This is a genomic window from Kitasatospora sp. NPDC094028 (assembly GCF_049543595.1).
In the GTDB taxonomy this organism is placed as follows: Bacteria; Actinomycetota; Actinomycetes; order Streptomycetales; family Streptomycetaceae; genus Kitasatospora.
Window position 1 is genome coordinate 1 of the sequence record NZ_JBMVFA010000032.1, and the last position, 25,428, is coordinate 25,428.

Genomic DNA, 25,428 nt, shown 5'->3' on the forward strand with positions numbered 1-25,428 from the left:
CGCGCCGTCACCGCACTGGTGACCCACACCGAGGTCGACCCCCACGATCCCGCCTTCCAGCGGCCGGGCAAGTTCATCGGCGGGCAACTCACCGACCACCAGGCCCGGATGATGGAGATCGAACGCGGCTGGACCACGGCGCGCGACGGTGCGCGCATGCGCCGCGTGGTGCCCTCCCCGCAGCCGAAGGCGATCGTCGAACTCCCCGCCGTCCGCGCCCTGCTGGCGGCCGGAGCGGTCGTGATCGCCGCCGGAGGGGGAGGCGTCCCGGTCACCCGCGATCCGGACACCGACCGGGTACGCGGCGTCGAAGCCGTCGTCGACAAGGACCTCACCGCCGCCCTGCTCGCCGAACAGCTCGACGCCGACGCCCTGTTGATCCTCACCGACGTGACCCACGTGTTCACCCACTACGGTGCGACCCACCCCGGCCCGCTGGTCACCACCACCCCCGGCCGGCTGCGCGAACTGGCCCTGCCCGAGGGCTCGATGCGCCCCAAGGCCGACGCCGCCGCCGGATTCGCCGAGCGGACCGGCCGGATCGCCGCCATCGGCCCGCTGGACAACGCACTGGGCACGCTCCTCGGAACCACCGGCACCACCGTCCGGGCCGCCCTCGGGGGAGGGAAGCCGGACCATGAGGCCCTGCCGGCCGGCTCTCGCGCCTCGACCTGAGCGGCCTGCCGTTCGTCTTCTTCACGAACGGCGAGACCGGTCGTGGCAACATCCTGTACCACCGCTACGACGGCCACTACGGCCTCATCACACCCGCGCAATAGCCAGCGCGAGCCGGGGGCCAGCCGGGACCGGTAATGCGACCGGGGGAGCGGTTGGGGCCGTCCTCCGGCCGCCCTGGAGCGGCCCTGGACATCCGCGCGCACGGCCCGCCACCGAAGCCATGGTGGCGGGCCGTGGCCTTGGGTGCTGCTTTGGACGCGAGGTTGTTCCACACGCACTGCTGAGTGCGGATCCACGCTGCCGCGTCGGGGGTGATCCTTGTCTGCCGGTCGTTCACTTCTGCCGATGCCCGCCGAACCCACGCACTTCGCGGAGCACTGACCGGCGCGGGCGCAGGTCGAGCGCAGGCCGGAAGCCGGATGCCGCGTCCACCTGGGGTGGACGCGGCATCGGAGCGTCATCGCTTTGCGCCCGGTACCCCGGAGGGCACCTGCGCCGTTTCAGTCGTGCGGGATGACGGCGACCGGCGCCTGTGCGTGGTGGATCACCGCGTGGGCGACCGGTCCGAGGCGCAGGCCGAGGTGGTGGCGGCGCCGGTGGCGGCCGACCACGACGAGTGCGGCGTCGCAGGACGCGTCCACCACCGCGCCGGCGCCGCCGGCGATGCGGCTGTCCTCGACCACCGCGACGTGCGGGTACTTGTCCCGCCACATGCTGAGTGCCTGGCTGAGCAACTCGTCCTCGATGGTGCGGAACTGCTCGGTCTCGATCCGCGGTGCCACCCAGCCCGCGTAGCCCCAGACCGCCGGAGGAGTCCAGCCGTGAACGGCACGCAGCACGGTGCCGCGGGCCGCGGCCTCCTGGAAGGCGAAGTCGACGACCTCGTCCGCCGGGGCACGGGTGTCGATGCCGACGACCACCTCGGCGGCGTCGCGGGCGTCGGCCTGCTGCGTCTGCGCGGCCCGGACCAGGACGACGGGCACGTCACATCGTGCCGCGGCGTTCAGACCGACCGATCCCACCAGCAGACCCTCGAAGCCGCCCAGGCCCAGCGAACCGACGGCGAGCAGTTCGGATTCGGCCGCGGCAGCGAGCAGGGACGCGGCCGGCTCGTGGCCGGGCAGAAGGCCGGTGTGCACCTCCAGCCCTGGGTGGGCCGAGCGCACCTGCCGCGCGGCGTCGTCGAGCATGCGCTCGGTCAGGGCGCGCACCTGCGCCGGCTGGCCGGGATCGGCGTGGACGTCGTCCTCCCAGGTCCAGGCGTGGACGAGTCGCAGGGCGTGGCCGCGGCGCACCGCTTCGTCGGCCGCCCACTGCGCTGCTGCGGTGCTCTCGGCCGAACCGTCGATACCGGCCAGGAGGTACTTGCTCATGGAAGGGCCCTACTTTCCGCTGCTCGGGACCGCCTCCGGCGCAACCGCCTGAGGCCCGGGATCAGCCTCGCCGAGGGCGATCGTGCATCCCAGGGTCGGCCGGGTCCGCAGGCGGGGCCCAAGGTCCCGAATGGCCGAAGGCGGTCTTCAGCGCCCGGAACGCCGTCTTCGGATCGGAGAGGGCGTGGTGGACGGGCGGAATCGGCTTGTCGAGGCCGAGCAGTTGGTACACGGCGTGCATGGCGCCGCGCACCGAGTACTCGACGGTGAACACGACGTCCTCCGGGATCTCCACGAACTGGCCGAGGAAGGCGAAGTTCCGGGCACCGTGCGGGATCACCCGGGGCCGGTCGTGGACCGAGCGGCGGGCGAACTGGCTGGTGATGTAGGGCATCATCACGGTGGTGACGGTGGTGGTGGCGCGGACCTCGTCGGCGATGTCGTCGAAGCCGAGCTGGCCGAGGAGTTCGGTGAGGATCTGCTGCCCGGTGGACTCGGCCATCGCCTTGCCGGTGTACTCGCCGGGCGTGTCGACGAACAGGCCGTAGCCCCAGAGGGTGAAGACGTCCTCGGGCTGGCCGTCGAAGTGCGGCGGACGGGGCACGACGATCGACATCAGCCAGGGGGAGTCCTTGAAGGTCATCAGCGCGCCGGTGCCCGGGGCGTTGCCGCTGAACTCCTCGATGCGCTTGAGCAGCGCGGGGCTTCGCATGGTCAACGTGAAGGACTCCCAGGCGGCTTCGCCGACGTTGCCGTTGAAGACCGCCGGCTGGCCGAAGTCCGGTGCCTTGCGGGAGAGGGTCTCCCAGAGCGTCCAACTGCCGTCCCGCTTGTCCCGGATCAGCTCGGGCACGGTGTCGTCGTCGCCGTAGGCGGCGTCGGCGGTCATCGAGCCGAGCGTGATGAACGCCAGGTCGAGGTCGGCGAGTTCGATGCTCTCCCGGTGGTCGTCGCGGAGCAGGTGGAGGCGCTTCGCGCGACGGATGCCGTCCTGCTCGGTGAAGTCGACGTCGGTGACGGTGACGCCGTGCTCGAAGCGCACACCGTGCTCCTGTAGCCACCGGGTGAGCGGCCGGACGATGGAGTCGTACTGGTTGAGGCGGGTGCGGCGCACGCCCGCCAGGGTGTGGATGCGCGGGAACTCCTGGAGGAAGCGCAGGAAGTAGCGCTTGAGCTCGATGGCGCTGTGCCAGTTCTGGAAGGCGAAGGTGGTGCGCCACATCGCCCAGAAGTTCGTGGCGAAGAAGTGCTCGGAGAAGAACTCGTCGATCCGGCGGTCGCCGATCACCGACTCCGGCAGGACGAGCAGCCGGGCGAGCTCGATCCGGTCCTGGGTGTCGAGACCGAGGCGCGCGGCGTCGAGGACGCGGTGGTCCCGGTCGATCAGCCGGGCCCTGGCACGGGTGGGGCAGTCCCGGTTGAACCGGACGATCTCGTCCCGCACCGAGACGTTCTCGTCGTCGAGGGTGGGGATCGTCTCCAGGAGGTTCCACAGGCAGGTGTACGCCTCGTCCTCCAGCATGCGCCCGCCCCGGGTCACGTACGCCCGTTCCGGGGATCCGCGCCCGTCGAGCGAGCCGCCGGTCAGCGGGAGCTGCTCCAGGATGTGGATGTTCTCGCCGGGGAACTCGCCGTCGCGGATCAGGAAGGCCGCGGCGGCCAGTGCCGCTATGCCGCCGCCGACCAGGTAGGCCTTCGTCCCGCGCCCGCTGTCGATCATGATCTGTCCCACTCGTCCACGCGTCCGCGCGCCGTGCGGCGCGCCTGCACGGGTCGTGCAGGTGCCAGCCAGCCTGTGGCACGCGACGCACCCGGACGCAGGGCCGGCGGTCCCCACTTCGGGGCCGTACGTCCCGGGATCGGGGCGCGGCGTGGGGCCGTTCGGGTGAGGTCGTGGACAGCAGGGACCACCGGCCCCCGGTATCCCGTGGAACGGGGCCTGTTCGGCCCTGCGCGGACCTCGGCCGAGGAGGGAAGGATGAAGGTCGGCCGACCGTCGGCGGTCGGTGAAGCCGACAGACCCGAGGAGTGCGCAGCCATGTCCGTCAATCCCAGTTCGGCTCCCGGTGGACCGTCCGAGGCGGAGATCCGGGCGCTCGACGCCCACTGGCGGGCCGCCAACTACCTTGCGGCGGGCCAGATCTACCTGATGGCGAACCCGCTGCTGCGCGAGCCGTTGCGCCCCGAGCACATCAAACCCCGGCTGCTCGGCCACTGGGGCACCTCGCCCGGCCTCAACCTGGTGCACACCCACCTCAACCGGGTGATCAGCGCACGGGACCTCGACGCCGTCTGCGTCTGGGGCCCCGGGCACGGCGGGCCCGCCGTCCTCGCGAACTCCTGGCTCGACGGCAGCTACACCGACACCTATCCCGACGTCACCCGCGACGGGGCCGGCATGGCCCGGTTGTTCCGCCAGTTCTCGTTCCCCGGCGGCGTGCCCAGCCACGTCGCTCCCGAGACGCCGGGTTCGATCCATGAGGGCGGTGAGCTCGGCTACGCGCTCTCGCACGCCTACGGTGCCGCCTTCGACAATCCCGGCCTGCTGGTCGCCTGTGTGATCGGCGACGGTGAGGCCGAGACCGGCCCGTTGGCGGCCTCCTGGCACGGCAACAAGTTCCTCGACCCCGTCCATGACGGCGCCGTCCTGCCGATCCTGCACCTCAATGGCTACAAGATCGCCAACCCGACCGTGCTCGCCCGCCTGCCCGAGGCCGAACTCGACGCGCTGCTCCGCGGCTACGGCCACGACCCGCTGTACGTCGGCGGCGACGACCCGCTCACCGTCCACCGCGCCATGGCCGAGGCCATGGACACCGCCCTCGACCGGATCGCCGCCATCCAGCACGAGGCCCGCGCCGACGGCAGCACCCGCCGACCGCATTGGCCGCTCATCGTGCTGCGCACGCCCAAGGGCTGGACGGGCCCGGCGGAGGTCGACGGCCTGCCGGTCGAGGGCACCTGGCGCGCCCACCAGGTACCGCTCGACCAGGTCCGCGACAACCCCGCGCACCTGCGGCAGCTGGAGGACTGGCTGCGCTCCTACCGGCCGGAGGAACTCTTCGACGAACTCGGGCGCCCGGCGGCGCAGGTCCTCGACTGCGTCCCCGAAGCCACCCGCCGCCTCGGCACAAACCCGCACGCCAACGGCGGCCTGCTGCTGCGTGACCTGCCGATGCCGCCGCTGGAGCGCTACGCCGTACCCGTGGACAAGCCCGGTGCGACGCTGCACGAACCCACCCGGGTCCTGGGCGACCTGCTGGCCCAGGTGATGGCGGACACCGCCGAGCGCCGTGACTTCCGCCTGGTCGGCCCGGACGAGACCGCCTCCAACCGGCTCCAGGCCGTCTACCGGGTGACCGGCAAGGCGTGGCAGGCCGACACCCTGCCCGTCGACGAACACCTCGCCCACGACGGCCGGGTGATGGAGATCCTCTCCGAACACACCTGCCAGGGCTGGCTGGAGGGCTACCTCCTCACCGGCCGACACGGCCTCTTCTCGTGCTACGAGGCCTTCGTCCACATCGTCGACTCCATGGTCAACCAGCACATCAAGTGGCTGCGCACCACCCGCGCGCTGCCCTGGCGCGCCCCCATCGCCTCGCTCAACTACCTGCTCACCTCGCACGTCTGGCGCCAGGACCACAACGGCTTCTCGCACCAGGACCCCGGCTTCGTCGACCACGTCCTCAACAAGAGCCCCGAAGCCGTCCGCGTCTACTTCCCGCCGGACGCCAACACCCTGCTCGCCACCGCCGACCACGTGCTGCGCAGCCGCGACTACGTCAACGTCGTGGTCGCCGGAAAACAGCCCTGCTTCGACTGGCTCACCCTCGACCAGGCCCGGGCCCACTGCGCCCGCGGTGCCGGGATCTGGGAATGGGCCGGGACCGAGGACGGCACCCTCCCCCAGCCTTCGGCCGGGGGGACCCCCATGCCCGACGTCGTCCTGGCCTGCGCCGGGGACGTCCCCACCCAGGAGGTCCTGGCCGCAGCCGACCTGCTCCGCCGGCACCTGCCGGACCTGCGCGTCCGGGTGGTCAACGTGGTGGACCTGGCCCGGCTGATGCCCGCCGAGGAGCACCCGCACGGGATGCCGGACGCCGAGTTCGACGCCCTGTTCACCCGGGACCGGCCGGTGATCTTCGCCTACCACGGCTACCCGTGGCTGATCCACCGCCTGGCCTACCGCCGGGCCGTCCACCCGCAGCTGCACGTGCGCGGCTACAAGGAGTCCGGTACCACCACCACGCCCTTCGACATGGTGGTCCGCAACGACCTGGACCGCTACCGCCTGGTCATGGACGTCATCGACCGTGTCCCCGGCCTGGCCGTGCGCGCCGCCGCCCTGCGCCAGGAGATGGCCGACCGACGTGCCCGCCACCACGACTGGATCCGCGAGCACGGCACCGACCTGCCCGAGGTCACCGACTGGACCTGGCAGGGCTGACCCGAAACCAGGGGGCCGAACGTCAGGAGAACAGCACCATGGAGCTACCCGTCGCCGTCGGAGTCGACGGCTCCGACACCAGCCTGACCGCCGCCGACTGGGCCGCCCGCGAGGCGCTGCTGCGCGGCTGCCCGCTGCGCGTCCTGCACGCCCTGCCCCTGATGCCTCATCTGCTCCCCAGCTGGTCGGCAGGACGGCGGCCGGACCCAGGCGCCCTGCTGCACGAGGTCCGCCACGTCCTGGCGGTGCGCTACCCGCAGCTGGAGACCCGCACCGAGGAGGTCCACGACCTCGCCACCGCGGCGCTGGTGGCCGCGGGGGAGGACGCCGAACTGCTCGTTGTCGCCGCCCGCGGTGCCGGCGGCTTCCCCGGACTGCGCATCGGGTCCACCGCCCTGCACCTGGCCGCCCGAGCAGGCTGCCCGACCGTGGTGCTCCCGGTGGACCCGCCGGGTCCGGAACCGCGCGAGCAGATCGTGCTCGGGCTGGACGCCCGCCGGCCCGCCGAGGCCGCCCTGGAGTTCGCCTTCGCCGCCGCACGCCGCCACGGAGTGCCGCTGAACGTCGTCCACGCCTCGGCCGCCGGGGCACAGGACGACGAGGACGAACTCCTCGCCCGCGCCCTCCAACCGTGGCAGGCCGCCCATCCCGAGGTCGACGTCGTCGCGGACACCGCCTGCACCGGAGCGGGCCTGGTGCTGGTGGAGGCGTCGGCCAAGGCCCGACTGCTGGTGCTGGGCAGGCGGCCCGCGGTCCTGGTCAGCGCGCTCGGCCCGGTCGGCCACGCCGTCCTGCACCACACGCTCTGCCCGGTCGTCATCGTCCCGGAGGCGTGAGCGGGACCTTCAGGCCACACCCGGGGGCTGCTCGGCCCCTGGGACCGGCCTGCGGCGACCGCGATCGTGGATCGCGCACCGGGGTCGCCGGTATCCGCGCCGGGACCGTCGACCGAGGGAGGGCCGTCATCATGCCGTACGCCGTAGTTGCCGGGTCGACGGATCGGAACCGAGCACGGCCGCCGCCGAGTGGGCTGCCCAGGAGGCGCAGCCGCAGCGGCCGGCCGCTGCGGCTGCTCCACGTCGGGGGCGCGAGCTCGCCCGCGACCGGGGAGGCCGACCGCGGCGGCGAGCCGCTGCCGCCGTCGGTGCTCGCCACCCGGGACCACATAGCGAGCGTGCTGCCCGGTCGGACTTCGCCCGCCGTCTGGCGGATCTCGGCAAGGAGGTCTGGGTCCGCTTCGTCCTCGTTCCCGGTCTGACGGACCCCGTCGGGAACGTCGAGGGGGTCGCCGCCTTCGCCGCCTCACTGGGCAACGTCGCCGGGGTCGACGTCCTCCCGTTCCACAAGCTCGGCATGGCGAAGTGGCGTGCGCTGGGGCTGGAATGCACGCTGGCGGACACCCCGGTGCCCACCAGCGACCAGACGGTGGAGGCACGTGCCGTGTGCGAGGCCCACGGCCTGCACGCCGTCTGACGGGCCTGACCGGGCGCGGACGCATCGCGCGAGAACGAGGCTCCCCGAGGGGAAGCCTCGTTCTCGTGTGTCCGGGAGTCGAAGTGCCGTGGCGGGTGGGCACCGCGGCCTGACACGGTGCGCTGGCCTTGGTCTGGCTGCCCCAGCCGGCAGCGATGTCTGCCGGTGTGGTGTCGGAGATCAGGGGCGCGCTGAACCGGAAACCGCCGGAGCCGACGGCACCTTCCCCGTGGAGGGGGCGGTGCCGCCGGCTCCGGCAGCGGTGTCTCGGCGTGCGGTGCTTCCGGGACGGCGGTGGGGTCTCAGCGGAGCCAGGCGTGCTCGCGGACGATCGGGAGGGCGGCCCAGCGGCGCCCCAGGCCCAAGACATCGCCCGAGCCGACGGCGGCCAGCGCGATGAGCAGCAGGGCGTAGACGACGTGGTAGTCGACGACGGGGTTGCTGGAGCCGCTGGCGGCGCCGTTGGCGAGGTGGCGGGCGGGCGGCCACTCGGCGGCCCACATCAGGGCCAGCAGCAGGGTGCCGCCACCGGCGGCGACGCGCATCCCGACGCCGCCGACGAAGGCGAGGCCGATGCCGAGCAGGCCGAGCATGAACAGCCAGTCGGCCCAGGCCTGCCCGGCCCAGGCGTGGAAGGTGGACTGGAGCGGACCGGCCGAGACGTGGCTGAGGAAGCCCTTCGTCGGGGAGCCGCCGTTGAGCCAGGAGCCGGCCTCTCCGGTGGCGTAGCCGAGGCCGAACGTCTTGTCGAGGAAGGCCCAGAGAAAGACGAAGCCGACGGTGATCCTGGCGCTTGCGATCGCGAGCCCTGCCCCGGTGGTCAGGGCGACGGCGTCCGATGCCTCCGGGGAGCGCCGGGTGGCGACCGGGCGCCGGTCCGTGGTGAGGCGGTGGGTGAACCGGGGGAGGTGCGGGTGGTGGACGGCCATGGCGAGCTCTCCTTGTCGGTTTCACGGTGGATCGGTCGATTTGTGGCGCTGGGACAGGACCGTCGGCCGGGCCTTGAGGCGCCGGGCTCCCAGGCACCGGGGCCGGGTCGTGCGGGTGGAGCGGGGAGGCGGACGGCGCCCGCCTCCCCGGGGCGAGCCGGTCGGGCTACTTGCGGTGCATGGTGTGCAGGGCCTGGGCCAGGACGTGCGGGTCGTGGTGGCCCTTGTGGACGGCCGGGGGCTGCCGGTCGAGGTCGAGCAGTTGCGCGACGGCGGCCCAGGCGGTGCGTACGGAGTACTCGACGGTGAAGACGACGTCGTCGGGGACCTCGGCGTACTGGCCGATGAAGGCGAGGTTGGTGGAGCCCTTCGGGACCACCCGCGGCCGGTCGCCGTGGCTGCGCACGAGGAACTGGCTGGTGATGTAGGGCATCAGGCAGGGGATGGCGGTCGAGGTCTCGGTGATCTTCTCGGCGGTGTCGGGGGCCACGGCCAGGTGCTGGAGGACCTCCTGGAGGATCTCCGCGCCGCTGCACTCCCGCATCGGCTTCTTGACGAAGGTGCCGGGCTTGTCGGGGAAGAGGCCATAGCCCCACCACACGGATACGTCCTCGGGCTGCTGCTGGTAGACCGGCTGGCGGTTGACGACGACGGTGAGCAGCCACGGGGAGTCGGTGAGGGTGAGCAGGCCGCCGCGGCCGGTCGGGCGGCCGGTGAACTTCTCCATCCAGTCGAGGAAGGCGGGGTCCTTGGCGGTGACGGTGAAGGACTCCCAGGTGGATTCGTCCGGGTGGTGGTCGAAGACGGCGGGGTTGCCGAAGTCGTGGCGGCCACGGGCGATCCGGTGCCACAGCAGGAAGGAGTCGGGGCTGAGGGAGGTGTTCGGGCTCGCCGGCGGGGCGGTGTGGGAGCCGAGGACGGAGTCGGCGGTCATCGATCCGTTGGTGACGAACACGAGGTCGTCCTCGGCGACCGGGATGTCGGCGTGCGCGCCGGTGAAGTGGATGCGCTCGACGTTCGTGCCGGGCCCGTGCCGGAAGGCCAGGTCCGCGACCCGGTGGCCGGTGTGGAGGTGGACTCCCTGCTCCAGGAGCCAGGCGGTGAGCGGGCGGACGATCGAGTCGTACTGGTTGTAGCGGGTCCGGTAGATCCCGGACATCGTCTGGAACTCCGGGAAGAGGTGGACGAAGCGCTTGAGGTAGCGCTGGAACTCGATGGCGCTGTGCCAGGGTTCGAACGCGAAGGTGGTGCACCACATGTACCAGAAGTCGGTGGTGAAGAAGCCCTCGTCGAAGCAGTCCGTGATGCGCTTGCCGTCGAGCAGCCGCTCGGGCGTGGCGAGGCACTTGACCAGTTCGAGCCGGTGACGTTCGGAGAAGCCCATGGCGTGTCCGTCACAGATCTCGCCGCCTGCCCGCACCAGGCGGGCGGTGTCGTCCCAGGGGGACTCCTCGTGCGAGTCGAGGATGTCCTGGGTAGCCGACTTCGACGGGTCGTCCAGCGACGGAATGCCGGACAGCAGATCGTACGTGCAGCGGAACTGCGCCTCGAACATCCGGCCGCCGCGCATCGTGTACCCCGTCTCGGGCGTACCGCCCGCGTCCAGGCTGCCGCCGACCTCGTCCTGGCCCTCGTAGAGGTGGATGTCGTCGCCGGCGAAACCCGCGTCCCGGATGAGGAACGTTGCTGCGGACAGGGCGGCGATGCCGCCTCCGACCAGGTGGGCCTTGGGCATCGGAGATCTCCTCAACTGTCGTGCACTGAACTGCCATCGGCTGGATGAGCAGCGATCCCGGCGGTCGACGCCGGGCGATCGAGTCCATCGATCGGGTGTGACGACAGCTTGCTCCCGAGTCGGCCGACGGGTCGTTGGGCCATTGGTCACCGATGGCGGAACGACGGTCCCGGTGGCTCCCGGGTGCGCGGGACCGGCGGACCGGGACCTTCGGGCCCTGCCGCAGGGCAGCGTGGACCCTGCTGAACAGCGTGCGCGAAGGAAGGGTTGATCGGGCGCACACCTACCGCAGGACCCGAGGAGGAGACCCATGAACAGTCCCGGACCGACCCCCGCCGTGCCCGCGCCCGTGTCCCTACTCGGGCCCCTGGTCGTCGGCGTCGGCCGCTCCGCGGCCAGCCGAGGAGCCGTGACCTGGGCGGCGGACGAGGCCGCCCGCACCGGCCGGGCTCTGCGGCTGGTCGACGTCCTGGAGTGGCCGCAGACCGATCCGGATGAGGACACCCCGCGACTGCTGGACGATCACCTCCGGGTCGGGGGCGACATCGTCCTGGCGCAGGCACGCAAGCTCGTCGAGGAGTGGCACCCCAGTGTGGAGACCGAGACCGAGTGACCTGGCGGCCATGTTCGAGCTCGGTCGCCGCGCGGACGGTCTCCTCGCCCAGGCTCTCACGCATGCCTCCTGGGTTTACGAATGCCAGGCGGCGGCGACCGCCGCCCGCCAGCGTGACAACCAGCTCCTCGCCCACCACGGCTCGCATGTGGTGGACCACCTTGCCGCCCACGTCCGCGTCCGGCAGGCTCTCGCGCACAGCCTCACCCCCGACGAAGACGAGGCACGCATCCTCACCTCGTCTGACGACGACACCGCCCAGCTCGGTGCTGCTCTCCAGCTCACGGAAGGACTGCTAACAGGCCGCGGTGAGAGAGGACAGGGCCGCACGGCGGTGTCGAACGCCACCCAGGCTGTCGTCGCCGCAGCCTGGCGCATCCACGGGCCTCGGCTACTTGAGCGCCGACCCGCTCTCCTCGATGAGTGGCTCTCCGGCCTGGCCCACCAGCACGACCCGGTGACCGTCCTCGCCACCTTGGCCACCATGTACGGCATCGACCACGAGTACACCTTCGACGTCTCGGGGCCAGACCACCTGAAGGGCTACACAGCGACGGTCGGGCTGCGGGACGCTCGGGGCCGGGTCCACCAGTGGACCGAGCGCCTGCCCGGAACTCCCGGAAAACCGGAGGCCAAGAAGGCGACCGCCGAGGCCATCCTCGACATCCTTGCCACCCCCGTCAACGGCGTCGTTGATGATCTCCCTGCCCCCGAACGGGACCTGCTCGTCTACCTCCTGCGCGCCCAACTCGAGGGCCTCGGCTGGCAGACGGAACGGCAGCGCGCTCGCATGCGTGCCCGCGGCGACCTCGGCACCGACCTTCTCGCCACCGGGGACACCAAGGCGTTTCTTGCCTGGGCAGAACGTGTCGGTCACCTGCTCGGGCCGGATGAGACGTCGGCGCCGGCCGCGCTGCGAGAGCTGTACCGGAAGGTCCTCGACGACACGCGCATCGGGCCCGGCTCGCTTCTGCGCCGCATGGCCGTCAGCCCAGGGCCCGACGCGATGAGTCTGGTCCGGCGCAACGCGGCAGACGCCGTAAGGCGAGCACTGAGCAGCGGGCCGCAGGCCGCCTCGGTTCGCGACATTGTGCAGGAGTGGTGGCATCACCAGGCTCAGGCCACCGGCGTCACGATTCGTGACGATATGGGCCAAGAGATCTTCCGCCCGCTCCTCGTCCACCTTGGCGCGCTGGACGAGACCCTGACGTGGTGCGGCGAAGCTGCCGAGGCGGCCGACGCCCGCATCGACGTTGAGCTATCGGTCCAGGACGGCACGCTGCACGTCTGGCTCGGCCTCGACAAGGTGGATGTCCAGGCGGCCTGCGATGACTTCGCCCGCATGCTGTCCCACACCCTCCCATGTACCGACTGCTTGGTTGGTGACGACCATGTACTGCTGCGTCTGCACGGCGATCACGAGACGGCTCCCCTCCACCCCCTGGCTGCAGCGGGCATGGACGCTTACGTCTCCGGCCCGCTGGACCGGCAGCCCACTGAGCTTCCTTCGCCGTCAGCGCCGCCCGCGCCTGATCGGTCCCCATCTTCTGGCGGAGTGCGGAGCAGCGATGGGGTCTGCACAAGGCCCAGTGCCGGCCGGTGCGGTCCGACAGGCATCCGGTGAACAGCCGCGAGACCAGGGCGACGGCCTCGCCGAAGCCGGTGACGAACCCGACCACGGTCGCGGAGGCGCCCAGGGTGGCCAGGTAGGGGCCGGTGATCGCGCGGGCGCCCTCGTAGACGAAGTCCGCGAGCATGCTGACCACGCCGAAGGCCATCACGAACCGCATCGGGGTCAGCCGGTTCGGCCTTGTCCGGACCGCCGCACTCGCGTCTGTCCGCGCCAACAGGGGTGGCGGGATGGGGTCTCCCCAGAAGCGTTTCGGGAAACCTCGTTCGTGTAGCACGCACCCTTTGGCCCGGGGGCCAGTCGTGCTCGCGTACGCCCCTAGCACGCGCCCCGAGGGTGCGGCCTAAGGTGCAGCATCTGCCCTGCGATGCTGGAGAGTTGGGGGAAACGCATGGAGGACAACGGGTTGAAGGACATCCGCGAGGTGCTTCGGCAGCTCGCTCAGCCGTCGAACGCCTCGGTCCATTCCACCGCCAAGCTGCTCGGCGAGGTGGAAACGGCCGCGGCGAAGGACGACGAGGAACGGCAGGAGAAGGAACTCGACACGCTGCGCCGCAAGCAGGGCCTTCAATCCGTACCGGCCAAGGAACTCGGCGACGGTGTCCAGCTGGCGCCGTTGGAGGTGCTGCACACCCTCGGGCGCGCGATCGCGCTCTCGCGACGCGGCGCCGGACGTGGGCTCGCGGAACACTGGGGCTGCCTCAAGTACAGCCAGGCGCTGGAAGGCACGCTCGGCACCTTCATGGCCCTGTCGGCCGAGGGCCGCGACACCGCGGACTACTACAAGGCGCTGCAGTCCGACGAACTCGGGGTCGGCTTCGCGCTCGCCCTGGCCAAGCACGTCCTGACCAGGCGCTATCCGGACCACAGTGTGTCCATCGTCCCCGCCGACACCGCGCTGCGAGCAGGCTTCGCCGTGACCGGCAAGGACTCCGGGATATCCGTCGGCTACCGCTACCGCCCCCAGTACTTCGCCGAGGTGTGGAAGCCCGGCCAGCCCTCGCGGGTCTTCCCGATCGCCTGCAAGGGCAACCACAGCGGCGCCTCCGTTTCCCACGCCCAACTGGCCTCCGCCGCGGTCCACGCCGACGCCGTACACATCGGCGGATGGACCGACACGCCTGCCCTGATCTTCAGCACCGAGCTGCCCGTCGACGGGCCGATGACCATCCACGCGTTGCAGGCGCGCGGCAACGGCGGCAAGCTCAGCCACCTGGCCAGTTCGGCACGCGACCTGGACAAGGAACTCGACGAAGACAACATCTTCCCCGGAATCCAGCCGCCCGTGCGGGACGGCGAGACCCCCGAACCCGTACCGGGCTTCCACATCCAACCGGGGCACTACGCCTGGTTCCAGCACGCCCTCGCCCGCACCGGCGCAGCCGGCCTGACCGCCTTCGCCGGCGATGCGGACGCCACCGTCCCCTACCTCACCAACCGGCAGGGCCGAAAGCGCTACGAGGGCATCTCACACGCCGCGATCGGCAGCGTCCAGGACGCGGAGCACGAACTCCTCGGCCTCCCGTTCGTCGGCACCGACCACGTGTTCCGCCTCAACCGCACCCGGGTGGAGGCCTTCTCGGGCGTCGCCCAGAACCTCTTCGACCACCTCGCGAAGCGCCGGCTCACCCGCTACCGTGACGAGGCCCACGCCCGTCGAGCCTCCTGGCCGACCGACACCTGGGACGATGACTGGGACGGCCCCGTCTCAATCCACCCGGACGGATCCGTGCTCGCCCTGCGGGTCCTTCCGGCCAAGGACCATTGACGCCGCCGCTGCCGGGTCCGTCTCCGAGCCCCTGGCAGCCACACTCGTCCCGGCCTGCTGGCCAACGGGCGCTGCGGCGGAAGACGTTCACCGTCGCCACCTACCTGCGGGTCGTACGCGGCTTCGACGCCTCCACTGAAGCAGCTCGATTGCGATTGATGTCGTGATTTGAAGCAGGTGCCGTTCCCTACGGGCATACTCTCGCTGGTGAGAGTACGCCCGTAGGGGACACAGGAAGCCCACCTGGCTGATCCTGTGTTGGTGCCACAAGGCCCTAATTGCCCGCCGGTCAGCGGTCGCGATGTCCCTGGCGGGAGGCGGTGCGACGAATCGACTTGTCAAAAGCCGGCCGGGCGAGATAGCAGGCCTCGTTCGCTGGTGCGAGTGGGCCTGAGGTGGGGAGGTGCCGCAGGCCGGGGTGGCCTCTGGGCTCTTCTCAACTGTGGCTTCCTGTGGGTCAGTTATCGCCAAAGTCGAACTCGGCCGTGACGGGGGGCGTGGTCGGACCAACGCTCGGCGTGGGAGTCGGCGCGCTCGACGTAGGCGGCGATGCAGGTGCCGGCGAGGCCAGGGGTGGTGACGATGAGGTCGATCCTCCAGCGGATGGACGCCTTTTCTAAAAGAGTCCACTCGTTCGAGTGTGGGCTGTTCGAGGGTGTCCGCTGGCCTGGGCGGCAGGGGACCTCCTGTGAGCATCAACACGGCTTCGGGGCCGGTTCGGGCAGTGGTGGGTTCGCGTGTCTCGGACACGCACGGGAACGAGGGCAAGGTCTCCCACCTGGTCCAGGCGGAGTCGGCGACCCGGCACGCGCTGGCGAAGGAGTGGGAGATCGTCGGGTCTTTCGAGGACCTGGACGTTTCCGCCGAGGTCACGCCGTGGAAGCGCCCGGACCTGGGCCCGTGGCTCACCGAGCGGCAGGGCGAGTGGGACGCGTTGCTGTGGGCCAAGGTCGACCGGGCGTTCCGCTCGGCCAAGGACTGCGCCGGTGTCGCGCGGTTGGCCGACCTGGCGATGATGGTGCGCAGGTTCATCCCCGGTGAGGACCACACCGAGCAGCTCAACCACGTCACCGTGGCGATGAAGGATCTCCGAGGGGAGAAGCGCCGCAACCTGTTCGACTACCAGACCTTCGCCGACGCCTGGACCCGAGCCGACCAGGAACACCGCCGCCAGCTCCTCCTTGGCCCCAAGGCCCGCCTCTACACGACACCCACCATCGATGGCTGGCACCCGCCCGCCGAACTCGAAGCACGAGTACGACAACGGGAATGTGCCAGGAGCTCGGCGTAGGCCGGGCGATCCGAGATCGTCGTGGACGCGAAGCCGGCTACCAGGCCGATGCCGATCGCCGCGAACGGACAGCGCGCTTGAGTGGGCCGGGGCATCATGCGTGCTGCCGTGCGGGGTGGGGCAGCGACCCGGTGGCGCTCCGCCAGATGGCCGGGCCCCAGGGGCGGAGGTGTCGCAGGCGGCGGAGGGTCATCGCGCCGGTTTGCCGCCGACCTGCCAGTCCCTCGGTGTCATGCCGTAGGCCGCGCGGAAGGCGCGGCTGAAGTGGCTGGAGTTGGCGAAGCCCCAGCGGCGGGCGATCCCCGCCACCCCGAGTTCCGCGGCCATCGGGCGGAGGAGGTCTCGGCTGCACCGTTCCAGCCGCTGGGTCCGGATCCACCCGCCGACCGTGGTGCCATCGAGCTGGAAGAGTTTGTGGAGGAAGCGGACCGACATGAAGTTCGCCTCCGCGATCGTGGACGGCGACAGGTCCGGATCGCGGAGGTTGCGCAGGATGTGCTCCTTGACCCGCTCCAGCGAGGCCGCGCTCCGGGAGGCCTGCGGCCGGGAGCGCCCGGACCGGTCGTCGACCAGCAGCGCCAGCAGGTCGAGCGCGGTGGCCGCGGCCCGACGGCCGACGGCCTCGTCCAGCCCCTCCGCCTCGCGCGCCATCTGCGAGAGGTAGGTCGCCACCAGTGCGGCGCTGCCCTCGGCCCCGCTGAACGAGGTCGCAGTCAGCGCCCGCAGGTCCCGCTCCGGGACGTCCAACTCCGCGCGGGGGAAAAGGAAGGAGGTGAAGACGAACCCCTCGTCCACTCTCGTCCGGAAGACCCGGGAGGTGTCGGTGATGGAGAACTCGCCCGGCCGGATGGCCGACTCCCTGCCGTCCTGCTCCTTGAGCGAGGTGCCACGCTCCTGCAGGGTGAGGATCAGCGACGGGGGGCCGCCCTCGGCGATCATGCGCCGGCTGCGCGTCGCCACCTGGGGCCCCGCCTGGACCCTCGATATCCGCACCGGGCCGAGTTGCTGGCAGACGATCGCCCCGGGCGACGGCACCTTCTCCAGGAAGTCCACTGCCATCGGCACGTAGGCGCGGGACACCGCCTCGTGCCAGCTCTCGGCCCGGTCGGAGGCGGACAGTCGCGCGGTGGAGAGAGATACAGGCACCGGGTTCCCCTCGGGTCGGTCGGCCGACGGTGGTCCCGTCCACCGCCGTGCCGTCCGGACCACCATGCCAGCGGGCCCGGGGGCGGGGCATCGCGTGAACCTACTAGATCGGGGACGTGACCCTCATCTGACGGCCGCACCGGTGGCGGCGCTGGTGACGTGGCGCTGGGCGACGACGAGCAGGACGGCGGCGGGCAGCGACGCCAGGACGGTGGTGGCCATCACGGCGTTCCACTGGTTGGTGTGGGCGCCGAGGTACTGGTAGACGCCCAGGGTGATCGGCCGGACGGTGTCCGTGGTGGTCAGGGTGAGGGCGAAGAGGAAGTCGCTCCAGGCGAAGAGGAAGGTGAAGACACCGGCCGTGACCAATGCGTTTCGGCTCAACGGGAGCACCACGGAGCGGAAGACGCGCAGCCGGCCCGCGCCGTCCACCCGCGCGGCCTCGATGATCTCCTCGGGGATGCTCCGCATGAACGAGTGCAGGATGACGATCGCGAAGGGGATGCCGGCGGTGGAGTCGGCGAGGATCAGCCCGAGGTGGGAGTTCAGGAGTCCCAGGTCGTTGTAGGCACCGTAGAGCGCGTTGGCCACCACGATGCTCGGCACCATCTGGGTGGTCAGGATGCCGAGGAGCACGACGTTGGTGCCGCGCAGGCGGAACCGGGCCAGCGCGTGTGCCGCCGGCGCGGCCAGTGCCAGGCTGAGCACCGCGCTGCCGAGGGCCACCACGAGGCTGGTGACGAGGTTGCGCCCCTGGTCGCGCAGCGCGGTGGCGTACCCGCTGAGGTCCGGATGGAGCGGGAACCACCCTCCGCGCAGGGTGTTGCCGGCCGGCTGGAGGGAGGCGTTCACCAGCCAGTAGACGGGAAACAGCATCAGCGAGAGCAGGACGATCCCGACGAGGGTGGACAGTTGGCCGCCGGGGCCGGGTGGGCGCTTCACGGGATCGCCTCTCAGACGGTCCGGGCGCGTCGGTCGGCGCGCAGGTAGAGGACGGCGAACACCAGCGACAGGACGATGAGCAGGTTGCTCATCGCGGCGCCGCGCCCGAAGTCGAACTGCCGGAAGGACAGTTCGTAGGACTGGGTGGCGATGGTCTCGGTGGCGTCGGCCGGTCCTCCGCCCGTGACCACCAGGATGACGTCCAGCACCTTGACGGTGTAGACCACGCCCAGCACGAGCACCACGCTCACCACCGGCCGCAGCAGCGGCCAGGTGATGTGGCGGAACGAGGCCAGCGGGCCGGCGCCGTCCAGGTTCGCCGCCTCGTACAGGTGCGGGGGGATGTCCTGCAGACCGCCGTACAGGATCGCGGTGTTGAAGGGGACGCCGACCCAGATGTTGACCAGGACCACCGACAGCAGCGCCTCGGAGGTGCCGGTGAGCCAGGGGACGCCGGACGACCGGAGGTGGAGGCCTCGCAGCACCGCGTTGACGACTCCGGTGTCGGGGTCGAGCATCCACTTCCAGGTGGTTCCGGAAGCGACCAGCGGCAGCAGCCACGGCAGCAGCAGGAGCGATCGCAGCACGCCGCCGAGCGGGAAGCGGCGCCGGAAGAACAGGGCGAAGGCCAGGCCGATGGTGAACTGCCCCAGGACCGATCCGACCGTGAACACGGCCGTGGTCAGCAGGGTTCGGGGGAAGTGGCTCGACGAGAGGATCGCCGCGTAGTTCCGCAGCCCCACGAACGGGGCGTCACCGGTGTAGAAGCTCGTGACGGTGTACCGCTGAAAACTCATCACGACGTTCTCGACGACCGGGTAGCCGAAGAACAGCAGCAGGTAGGCGGCGGCGGGCGCGATGAACAGCCACCGTGCCCATCGCTCCCCGCGCCGAACCGGCAACGGGTCAGTGGCCGGTCGCGGTCTGCTGCGCATGGCTGAGGGCTTCCTCCGGTGTCTGCTCACCCGTCAGCGCGGACTGGATCGCGGTGTAGATCCCCGTCGCCGCCTTGGGCCACTCGACGCCGAGTTCGCTGGTACGGGCGCGCGCCGCCGCCACGCTCTGGGCGAAGGCGGCCATCGACGGGTTCTCCTCGGCGTGCTGGGCGGCCACCGAGGTGCGCGAGGGAACGGTGTGGTGCTCCTGGGCCAGGGTGAGCATGTTCGCGGGGGAGTTCAGGCAGGCGAGGATCCGGGCGGCCTTCTCCTGCCGCGCCCTGGAAGGGCTCTGCGGGACGGTCCACACCTCGCCGCCTAGCGGGGTGACCGGACTCTGTCCGAGTCGGGGGACGGGCACGGGGGCCACTCCCCAATGCAGGTTCGCGTCCTTCTCCAGGGCCGGGATGCGCCACGGGCCGTTGATCATCATGGCCGTCCGTCCGGCGACGAACTGGTCGTGGACGTCGGCCTGCGTCCAGTTCAGCACCGACTTCGACATGGATCCGCTCTTCACCAGGTCGACCCAGAGCTGGAGCGCCTGCGAGGCCTGGACGGTGTCCAACTGCCGCTCGTCACCGCCGTTGGACCACAGGAAGGGCAGGAACTGCCAGGTGCCCTCGAAGGTGGCGTTCGCGTCGACCGCCATGCCGTAGCGCCCGGGACGGGTCAACGCGGCCGCGGCGGCCTTCAGTTCGTCCCAGGTTCGCGGGACGGCGACGCCGGCCTCGGCGAGCATGTCCTTGTTGTAGATCAGGGCGACGGTGCTGACGTTGGGGGCCAGTCCGTACAGCTTGCCCTGGTAGGTTCCCGCCGACACGATGCCCTGGGCGAAACCGTCGGCGTCGATGCCGTCGCCGTCCAGCGGGGTCAGTGCGCCGCTTCCGGCGATCTGCTGAAGGTCGGGGTTGTCGAGCATCAGCAGGTCGGGGAGGGTCCGCGAGGACGCCTGCTGCAGGACCTTGGGGATCAGGGACGCCCCTGGGACGCTCGTCTGCTCGACCCGCACTCCGACCGTTCGGCCGCACGCGGTGAGCAGGTCGCCCCATTGGGCGTGTTCGGCTTCGTCGGTGTAGTAGTCGAGTGCGGTGATGGCGGTGACCTCGCCCCCGGCCGACCCGGAACCGCTGCTGTGACCGCACCCGGTTGCGGCCGGCACCAGGAGAAGGATCCCGGTCAGAAGGGCTGCGATCCGCCGAGCCGACGATCTGGCCGGTGAGATCATGCTGGTGCCTTTGCGGGGTGCCTGGGTGCCTGAGTGTCTGGGTTCGAACGGACTCTTCCATTCGAACGCACATTAAACACCACCCCCGGGAGCACCCGTGGCGTGCCCGCTGGCCTCCCGGATCATCGCCACCACGGCGTCGGGGCGCGACAGCGGGACGGCGTGCGAGGCGTCCAGCACGTACTCCGTGGCCGCCATGCGCTGGGCCATGAAGCGCTGGGCGGCGGGGTTGAGCATCCGGTCGGCGGTCGCGATGGCGTACCAGGACGGCTTGTCCGCCCAAGCCGGCGAGCCCGATCTGTCGGTCAGCGCGCCGCAGGAGACCGGGCGTTGTGCTGCGGCGAGCGCCTGCTCGACCGACGGTGGCAGGTCGTCGGCGTACACCTCCCGGAACCGCTCCGCACGGATGGACACCGCACTGTCAGGGCCGGGGGGCAGCGCCGCGGTGATGGCGGCGTCGGCCAGCGGGGAGGGGGCGAAGCGGTTGATGATGTCCAGCACGCACTCGCCGGCGTCGAGGCCGAACGCGGCGACGTAGCACAGGGCCACCACCTGGTCGGCGTCATCGGCCGCCTGGGTGATCACCGCGCCGCCGTAGCCGTGACCGACCAGGACGACGGGGGTGCCGAGCTCGCGCACCAGGCTCCGGACGCACGCGGCGTCATGCTCCAGGCCGCGCAACTGGTTCGCAGGGGCGTACACCGTCATGTCGGCGGCGCGCAGCCGGCCGATGACCTCCGACCAGGACGAGGCGTCGGTGAACGCCCCGTGAACCAGTACGACGGTCGGTGAAGCGGGGGTGGGGCTATGCATGCCGGGGACCTTCGACTGGGTGGCGGAGTGGGACAGGGCGACGTCCCAACCAAGCGGGTCCGGCCGTGTCGGCGCATCGCGTGAACGTACCAACGTGCCCGCTCAGCCCTCGGGAAGGGAGGCGACCAGGTTGGCGAGCTGGACCCGGGAGCCTATCGACAGTTTGCGGAACACGGACGTCAGATGGGTGTTGACGGTGTGCGGGGACACCACGAGCACGTCGGCGGCCGACCGGTTGGTGTGGCCCTGGGCGATGAGGCGTGCGACCTTCTGCTCCGAGGTGGTGAGGGCGCCCCAGCCCTGAACAGGTCGCCGTACGGTGGCCGCCCTGCGGCTTTCGCCTCCGGCACCCACCAGGGCGCGTTGGACGTGTACCGCGGCGGCATGGGCACCAGCCTCGGCGAAGGTGCCCCCCGCGTGCGCCAGCGCGGCCACCGCCAGGCTACGCCGCCCGGCGGCCAGCAGGGCCAGGCCGAGATCGGCGTGGGCGGCGGCCCGGGTCAGCGGGCGGGGGCTCGCGCCGAGAAGTTCCACGGCGTGTTCGAGCACGGCGGGGTCGTTCCGTACGAGCCCGCGGGCCTGCGCCGCGATGCCGGTGGCGGTCGGCACGGTTGGGTTGCGTCCGGCGTGGGCCTCGGCCTGCTCGGCCAGGTCCTCGGCGAGCTGGTGCTCCCCGCCGCGCAGGGACATCCGGACCGCGGCGTCGACCCAGTCGCGCAGCAACCGCCACCGCATGAAGGGTCCTTGCCGCTGTACCTGGCGGATCCGGTCGACGGCGAGTCCGATGTCCCCGTCGGCCTCGGCGTGGACGGCCTCCAGGAAGCGCACCGCGGCCGTGTTGCCCGGGTTCGGTTTGACGGCCAGTCCCTCCCGGGCGGCGAGCAGGTGCTCCCGGGCCGCCTCCCGGTCGCCGCGCAGCAGGGCGATCCGGGAACGGATCACCCGGCCGTTCACCTGCTGGACGGGCACCCGCACCTCGTCCTCCAGGCGTTCCATGGTCACGAAGTCGGCCTCGGCGTCGTCGAGGCGGCCGAGCCCCAGGTCGTGCTGGCCCTGGGCCCAGAGCAGCATGGCCTGACGCACCGCCCCGCCCCGGTCCGCCGCCCGGAGGAGCAGGCGCTGACCGGAGGCGAAGTCGTCCACGTGCACGTGCGCGACGACCTCCTCGGGGAGGAAAGCGGAGTCGATGGTGCTGAGTGCGGCGAAGCGCTGCAGCGCGACCGCGTTCTCCCCCGCGTTCAGCGCAGTCTCGCCCAGCCCGGACAGGGCCAGCACATGGGCCTCCCGGTCGCCGATCGCGGTGGCGGTCCGCAGCGCGGTCTCGCCGGCCTCCCGGGCCGCGGCCAGGTCACCACCCCGGGACAGGGCCAGGGCTCGCAGGGCGGCCAGCCGGGCGCAGATCTCCGGGGCGGAGCCGCCGGCGGCAAGCGCGGCCTCGGCTCGGCGGCGTAGTTCCTCGGCGAGGTCCATGGTCCACAGTGCGCAGCCCAGGGCGGACTGGAGCCGGCCGAAGGTCTCCAGCGGCGGCCGGTCGGCCAACAGCCGGTCGCCGGTCTCCAGCGCCTCGCGGTTGCGGCCGGCCCGGGCCAGGCAGAGGATCGTCTGCTCGCCCACCTCGAACTTCAACTCCCCGGCCGCCGGCGACAGGCCGAGGGCGCGCAGCATGAGGTCGGCCGCCGCGCCGGGGGTGACCGCCAGCACGTCGTCGGCCGCCCGCCGCAGCAGCGCCACGGCCTCCTCGTCCCCCGGCACGGCGCCCCGGAGGATGTGCGGCACCGCTTCGATCGGCTGCCGGCCGGCGGTGACCAGGCGGCGGGCGGCGTCGCGGTGCAGGGCCTTCCGGGCCGACGGCGGGATGTCGGCGTAGACCGCCTGGCGCAGCAGATCGTGCCGGAAGACCAGGTGGTCGCCGTCGTCGTCCAGGAGCCCGGCGCGCACCGCCTCCTCAAGTGCGGGGAGCAGAGCGGCGGCCGGGCGGTCGCAGAGCGCGGCGGCGTCCTCGAAGCCGAACCGGCGGCCCAGCACCGCGCCCATCTGGAGGAGGCGCAGCGTGCCGGGCTGCAGGGATCGGAGCCTGCCGCGCACGCCGACGACGAGCCGGGAGGGCATGACGTCCTGCGAGGCGTCGGCAGTCCGCAGTCCGGCCAGCATCTCGATCGCCAGGAACGGGTTCCCGCCGGCGCCGTCGAGCAGGTCCCGCACCCGTGCGTCGACCGCCGGTCCGAGCGTGTCGTCGGCCAGTTGACCGATGGCCGCGCCGGACAGCGGGCCCAGGGACAATGTGACCGTCGGAAGGTTGCCGGCGGCGGCCGCCACGATCTCCTCCGCCGGGCAGGCGGGCTCCCGGCGCCCGGTCAGCAGCCACAGGACCGGCGAGGTCCGCAGGCGGGTCGGCAGCTGCTGCAGGGCGAACCGGCTCAGCGCGTCGGCCCACTGAACGTCGTCCAGACCGATCAGCACCGGCGTGTCGGTGGCCCTGGCCTCGATCGCCTCCGCCAGGCGCTCCACCAGCCAGATCCGCTGGTCGTGGTTGCGGGCGAGATCGGCGAGGTCGTCGTCGGACAGCAGCGGCCGGTCGCCGTGCAGGATGCTGGCCGCCAACGACGAGAGCGGCACGATGTGGTGCAGCTCATCGGCCTTGCCGAGGCCCACGGAAAACCCCGCCGCGGCGGCCCGGGCGGCGGCTTCGGCGAGCAGGGTGGTCTTGCCGATGCCTGGTTCCCCCTGGATCAGGGTCAGCCCCCCGCTCCCGGTACGGGCCACCGAGGCGATCAGCGCCTGGAGCTCTGCGAGCTCGGCCTCCCGGCCGCGCAGGCCGCGATGGGACAGCGGACCGCCTGACCCTGCCATTCGAGCTTCTTCCCGTCCGCCCACGCCTGCCGAAGCCGGGCTCCGTCCGTGCCGCTGTTCCCGGCTCCAGAGGGTACGCCGTGGGTGGTCGGCCGCTTCACCGAAGGTGGCGGCGGTCCGGCCGTCAGCCGGTGGGGCGGGGTCGTGCGGGCGGCGCGGTGGTCCCGTTTCGGGCCCCGGGGGCTGCCGTGGACCGGGGGCGGCGGATCCGCCGTCCAGGCTGGGGAGGGGGTCGGCGGGGATGTTCCGGTGGTGCACGGCGACGTGACGGTCCGTGCACCTTCCCGGTCGCGGGGTCGGCCCGGAAGCGGGCTCGCCCCGGCCGTGCCCGTGGTCGGGGAGCGGCGCGGTCAGGTGGCTTCGCCGATCGTCGTCGCTTCGGTACCAGCGGCCCGAACTTCATTGTCCTGCAAGCGCGTTGGTCTTCCGGGAAACGTGCAGACGGGGCCTTCTCCGAGGAGTGGATGCCACGCGCGGTGAGCGCCGGCCGAGTCGGGCGGAGCCGCCGGAACCTCGGCTTGTTGAATGTTTGTCCAGCCGTTCCACTCCTTGTATGAATGGCGCCGGAAGGACTTCCCCTCCTGAACGCCCCGTTGCCGGTGGCGCCGCCGCCCAGCCGTGCGGCGAGCCACCCTCGCCAGCATCCGCACAGCACCACTTCCAACCGGTCGGAGCTTCCCGTGAGCCAGTCGGGTCCCTCACCCATGTCCGAAACCCCCGCGCCTGAAGTCGCGGTCCACCAGCTTGACCAGGCCGCCCGCGACGGCGGCAACGGCTGCATCGACATCCTCTCCCCGCCGCCCGGAACCGATCCCGAGGACTGCCTCTATGTCACCCTGCACGTCCGCGGCGCGGCCTCCGTCCGACGCGGCGGGGCCAGCACCGTGCTGGCCCCGGGGGACCTGCTGATCGGCACCATCCCGCATCCGGCGGGCCTGTTGCAGGACTCCGAGTGCTGGATGCTTCGCTTCCGGGTCCCCTGCTTCTACCTGGGCGTCCGACACAGCGACGTCCGGCGCGCGGGCGGGCTGCTGGCGCGGGGGAACGAGGGAATCGGCTCACTCGCCTCCCAGTTCCTGCGGACCCTGGCCGCCCAGGCGCGGGCGCACCGGGCCCGGCCGGGGAACCACCTCGCGCGCAGCGTCTCCGACATCGTCGCCATCCTGGTGACCGAGCTGCTCGAACGGGAGAACCCGGAGCACCCCACCGGCGCGGCCGAGTTGCTGTCCCGGATCCGCGCCCACATCGAGCAGAACCTCGCCGATCCGGACCTCTCGCCCGAATCGATCGCCCGCTCGCAGCACATCTCGGTGCGCTACCTCCACAAGCTCTTCCAGCAGGACGGGGTGACCGTGGGCCAGTGGGTGCGGCGACGCCGACTGGAAGCCTGTCGCCGGGAGCTGGAGCGCCCGAGCCGTCGGCAGACCAGTGTGTCCGCCGTCGCGCACCGCTGGGGCTTCGTCAGCCACTCCCACTTCAGCCGGGCGTTCCGCGACGCCTTCGGCGTCTCGCCCCGCGAGTGGCAGGCCTACGCCACCCGGACCGAGAGCCACAACCCTGCCTCCTGATCCCTCCAC

The 25,428-nt window shown here is 71.6% G+C and carries 19 protein-coding genes; 9 read left to right on the forward strand and 10 right to left on the reverse strand.

The window, feature by feature from the left end; genetic code table 11:
- Together ACPC54_RS33025 and ACPC54_RS33030 are read left to right on the forward strand one after the other, a co-directional pair.
- On the forward strand, positions 1 to 675 hold a 675-nt coding region (locus tag ACPC54_RS33025; RefSeq protein WP_498970125.1), incomplete at its 5' end, for an amino acid kinase family protein.
- 5 nt (positions 676 to 680) lie between these two features.
- Complete coding sequence (locus ACPC54_RS33030; protein ID WP_498970196.1) at positions 681 to 779, forward strand: sigma 54 modulation/S30EA ribosomal C-terminal domain-containing protein; 99 nt, start codon at positions 681 to 683, stop codon at positions 777 to 779.
- Positions 780 to 1,178: 399 nt separating this feature from the next.
- On the opposite strand, the gene ACPC54_RS33035 is transcribed toward ACPC54_RS33030, so the two are convergent.
- Both ACPC54_RS33035 and ACPC54_RS33040 read right to left on the reverse strand, forming a co-directional pair.
- On the reverse strand, positions 1,179 to 2,051 hold the full coding sequence (locus ACPC54_RS33035) for a universal stress protein (RefSeq protein WP_498970126.1): 873 nt from the start codon (positions 2,049 to 2,051) through the stop codon (positions 1,179 to 1,181).
- Positions 2,052 to 2,112: 61 nt separating this feature from the next.
- Positions 2,113 to 3,771 carry an oleate hydratase gene (locus ACPC54_RS33040; protein ID WP_498970127.1) on the reverse strand — a complete coding sequence of 553 codons (1,659 nt, stop codon included), beginning with the start codon at positions 3,769 to 3,771 and terminating at the stop codon, positions 2,113 to 2,115.
- 318 nt (positions 3,772 to 4,089) lie between these two features.
- On the opposite strand from ACPC54_RS33040, the gene ACPC54_RS33045 reads away from it, so the two are divergent.
- Together ACPC54_RS33045 and ACPC54_RS33050 are read left to right on the forward strand one after the other, a co-directional pair.
- Positions 4,090 to 6,501, forward strand: coding sequence for a phosphoketolase family protein (locus ACPC54_RS33045; RefSeq protein WP_498970128.1), 2,412 nt, complete (start codon positions 4,090 to 4,092; stop codon positions 6,499 to 6,501).
- Positions 6,502 to 6,539: 38 nt separating this feature from the next.
- On the forward strand, positions 6,540 to 7,337 hold the full coding sequence (locus ACPC54_RS33050; RefSeq protein WP_498970129.1) for a universal stress protein: 798 nt from the start codon (positions 6,540 to 6,542) through the stop codon (positions 7,335 to 7,337).
- A gap of 939 nt (positions 7,338 to 8,276) precedes the next feature.
- Here the strand turns inward: ACPC54_RS33050 and ACPC54_RS33055 are convergent.
- Positions 8,277 to 8,903, reverse strand: a complete 627-nt coding sequence (locus ACPC54_RS33055; protein WP_498970130.1) for a hypothetical protein — start codon at positions 8,901 to 8,903, stop codon at positions 8,277 to 8,279.
- A gap of 166 nt (positions 8,904 to 9,069) precedes the next feature.
- Positions 9,070 to 10,638 carry an oleate hydratase gene (locus tag ACPC54_RS33060; protein WP_498970131.1) on the reverse strand — a complete coding sequence of 523 codons (1,569 nt, stop codon included), beginning with the start codon at positions 10,636 to 10,638 and terminating at the stop codon, positions 9,070 to 9,072.
- Positions 10,639 to 10,948: 310 nt separating this feature from the next.
- Here ACPC54_RS33060 and ACPC54_RS33065 point away from each other — a divergent pair, with 310 nt between their 5' ends.
- The 4 genes from ACPC54_RS33065 (at position 10,949) to ACPC54_RS33080 (ending at position 15,940) form a co-directional block, all read left to right on the forward strand.
- Positions 10,949 to 11,251 carry a universal stress protein gene (locus ACPC54_RS33065; protein WP_498970132.1) on the forward strand — a complete coding sequence of 101 codons (303 nt, stop codon included), beginning with the start codon at positions 10,949 to 10,951 and terminating at the stop codon, positions 11,249 to 11,251.
- Between the two features lie 10 nt (positions 11,252 to 11,261).
- Positions 11,262 to 12,875 carry a hypothetical protein gene (locus ACPC54_RS33070; protein ID WP_498970133.1) on the forward strand — a complete coding sequence of 538 codons (1,614 nt, stop codon included), beginning with the start codon at positions 11,262 to 11,264 and terminating at the stop codon, positions 12,873 to 12,875.
- 397 nt (positions 12,876 to 13,272) lie between these two features.
- Positions 13,273 to 14,649: a hypothetical protein gene (locus ACPC54_RS33075; protein WP_498970134.1), complete on the forward strand. Its 1,377-nt coding sequence runs from the start codon at positions 13,273 to 13,275 to the stop codon at positions 14,647 to 14,649.
- Positions 14,650 to 15,373: 724 nt separating this feature from the next.
- Positions 15,374 to 15,940 (forward strand): recombinase family protein, encoded by a 567-nt coding sequence (locus tag ACPC54_RS33080; RefSeq protein ID WP_498970135.1) that lies wholly within the window; start codon positions 15,374 to 15,376, stop codon positions 15,938 to 15,940.
- 189 nt (positions 15,941 to 16,129) lie between these two features.
- On the opposite strand, the gene ACPC54_RS33085 is transcribed toward ACPC54_RS33080, so the two are convergent.
- The 6 genes from ACPC54_RS33085 to ACPC54_RS33110 all read right to left on the reverse strand — a co-directional run bounded on the left by ACPC54_RS33085 (position 16,130) and on the right by ACPC54_RS33110 (position 23,851).
- A complete protein-coding gene (locus ACPC54_RS33085) occupies positions 16,130 to 17,086 on the reverse strand; it encodes an AraC-like ligand-binding domain-containing protein (protein ID WP_498970136.1) in 957 nt (318 codons plus the stop codon).
- Positions 17,087 to 17,209: 123 nt separating this feature from the next.
- Positions 17,210 to 17,962 carry a carbohydrate ABC transporter permease gene (locus tag ACPC54_RS33090; RefSeq protein WP_498970197.1) on the reverse strand — a complete coding sequence of 251 codons (753 nt, stop codon included), beginning with the start codon at positions 17,960 to 17,962 and terminating at the stop codon, positions 17,210 to 17,212.
- 77 nt (positions 17,963 to 18,039) lie between these two features.
- Positions 18,040 to 18,963 carry a carbohydrate ABC transporter permease gene (locus ACPC54_RS33095; protein WP_498970137.1) on the reverse strand — a complete coding sequence of 308 codons (924 nt, stop codon included), beginning with the start codon at positions 18,961 to 18,963 and terminating at the stop codon, positions 18,040 to 18,042.
- Positions 18,935 to 20,122, reverse strand: a complete 1,188-nt coding sequence (locus tag ACPC54_RS33100; RefSeq protein ID WP_498970138.1) for an extracellular solute-binding protein — start codon at positions 20,120 to 20,122, stop codon at positions 18,935 to 18,937. Before ACPC54_RS33100 ends, ACPC54_RS33095 begins: the two co-directional genes overlap by 29 nt.
- Positions 20,123 to 20,260: 138 nt before the next feature.
- Complete coding sequence (locus ACPC54_RS33105; protein ID WP_498970139.1) at positions 20,261 to 21,001, reverse strand: alpha/beta fold hydrolase; 741 nt, start codon at positions 20,999 to 21,001, stop codon at positions 20,261 to 20,263.
- Between the two features lie 102 nt (positions 21,002 to 21,103).
- Positions 21,104 to 23,851, reverse strand: coding sequence for a helix-turn-helix transcriptional regulator (locus tag ACPC54_RS33110; protein WP_498970140.1), 2,748 nt, complete (start codon positions 23,849 to 23,851; stop codon positions 21,104 to 21,106).
- Between the two features lie 704 nt (positions 23,852 to 24,555).
- On the opposite strand from ACPC54_RS33110, the gene ACPC54_RS33115 reads away from it, so the two are divergent.
- A complete protein-coding gene (locus ACPC54_RS33115; RefSeq protein WP_498970141.1) occupies positions 24,556 to 25,419 on the forward strand; it encodes a helix-turn-helix domain-containing protein in 864 nt (287 codons plus the stop codon).
- The last annotated feature ends 9 nt before the right edge of the window (positions 25,420 to 25,428 follow it).

Bases quoted from the DNA above. Each gene is read 5' to 3' on its own strand.
- ACPC54_RS33045 (WP_498970128.1), top strand. From the start codon at position 4,090: ATGTCCGTCAATCCCAGTTCGGCTCCCGGTGGACCGTCCGAGGCGGAG.
- ACPC54_RS33105 (WP_498970139.1), bottom strand. From the start codon at position 21,001: ATGCATAGCCCCACCCCCGCTTCACCGACCGTCGTACTGGTTCACGGG.
- ACPC54_RS33035 (WP_498970126.1), bottom strand. From the start codon at position 2,051: ATGAGCAAGTACCTCCTGGCCGGTATCGACGGTTCGGCCGAGAGCACC.
- ACPC54_RS33075 (WP_498970134.1), top strand. From the start codon at position 13,273: ATGGAGGACAACGGGTTGAAGGACATCCGCGAGGTGCTTCGGCAGCTC.
- ACPC54_RS33115 (WP_498970141.1), top strand. From the start codon at position 24,556: ATGTCCGAAACCCCCGCGCCTGAAGTCGCGGTCCACCAGCTTGACCAG.
- ACPC54_RS33070 (WP_498970133.1), top strand. From the start codon at position 11,262: ATGTTCGAGCTCGGTCGCCGCGCGGACGGTCTCCTCGCCCAGGCTCTC.
- ACPC54_RS33095 (WP_498970137.1), bottom strand. From the start codon at position 18,963: ATGCGCAGCAGACCGCGACCGGCCACTGACCCGTTGCCGGTTCGGCGC.
- ACPC54_RS33060 (WP_498970131.1), bottom strand. From the start codon at position 10,638: ATGCCCAAGGCCCACCTGGTCGGAGGCGGCATCGCCGCCCTGTCCGCA.
- ACPC54_RS33040 (WP_498970127.1), bottom strand. From the start codon at position 3,771: ATGATCGACAGCGGGCGCGGGACGAAGGCCTACCTGGTCGGCGGCGGC.
- ACPC54_RS33050 (WP_498970129.1), top strand. From the start codon at position 6,540: ATGGAGCTACCCGTCGCCGTCGGAGTCGACGGCTCCGACACCAGCCTG.
- ACPC54_RS33110 (WP_498970140.1), bottom strand. From the start codon at position 23,851: ATGGCAGGGTCAGGCGGTCCGCTGTCCCATCGCGGCCTGCGCGGCCGG.
- ACPC54_RS33055 (WP_498970130.1), bottom strand. From the start codon at position 8,903: ATGGCCGTCCACCACCCGCACCTCCCCCGGTTCACCCACCGCCTCACC.
- ACPC54_RS33065 (WP_498970132.1), top strand. From the start codon at position 10,949: ATGAACAGTCCCGGACCGACCCCCGCCGTGCCCGCGCCCGTGTCCCTA.
- ACPC54_RS33090 (WP_498970197.1), bottom strand. From the start codon at position 17,962: ATGCTGTTTCCCGTCTACTGGCTGGTGAACGCCTCCCTCCAGCCGGCC.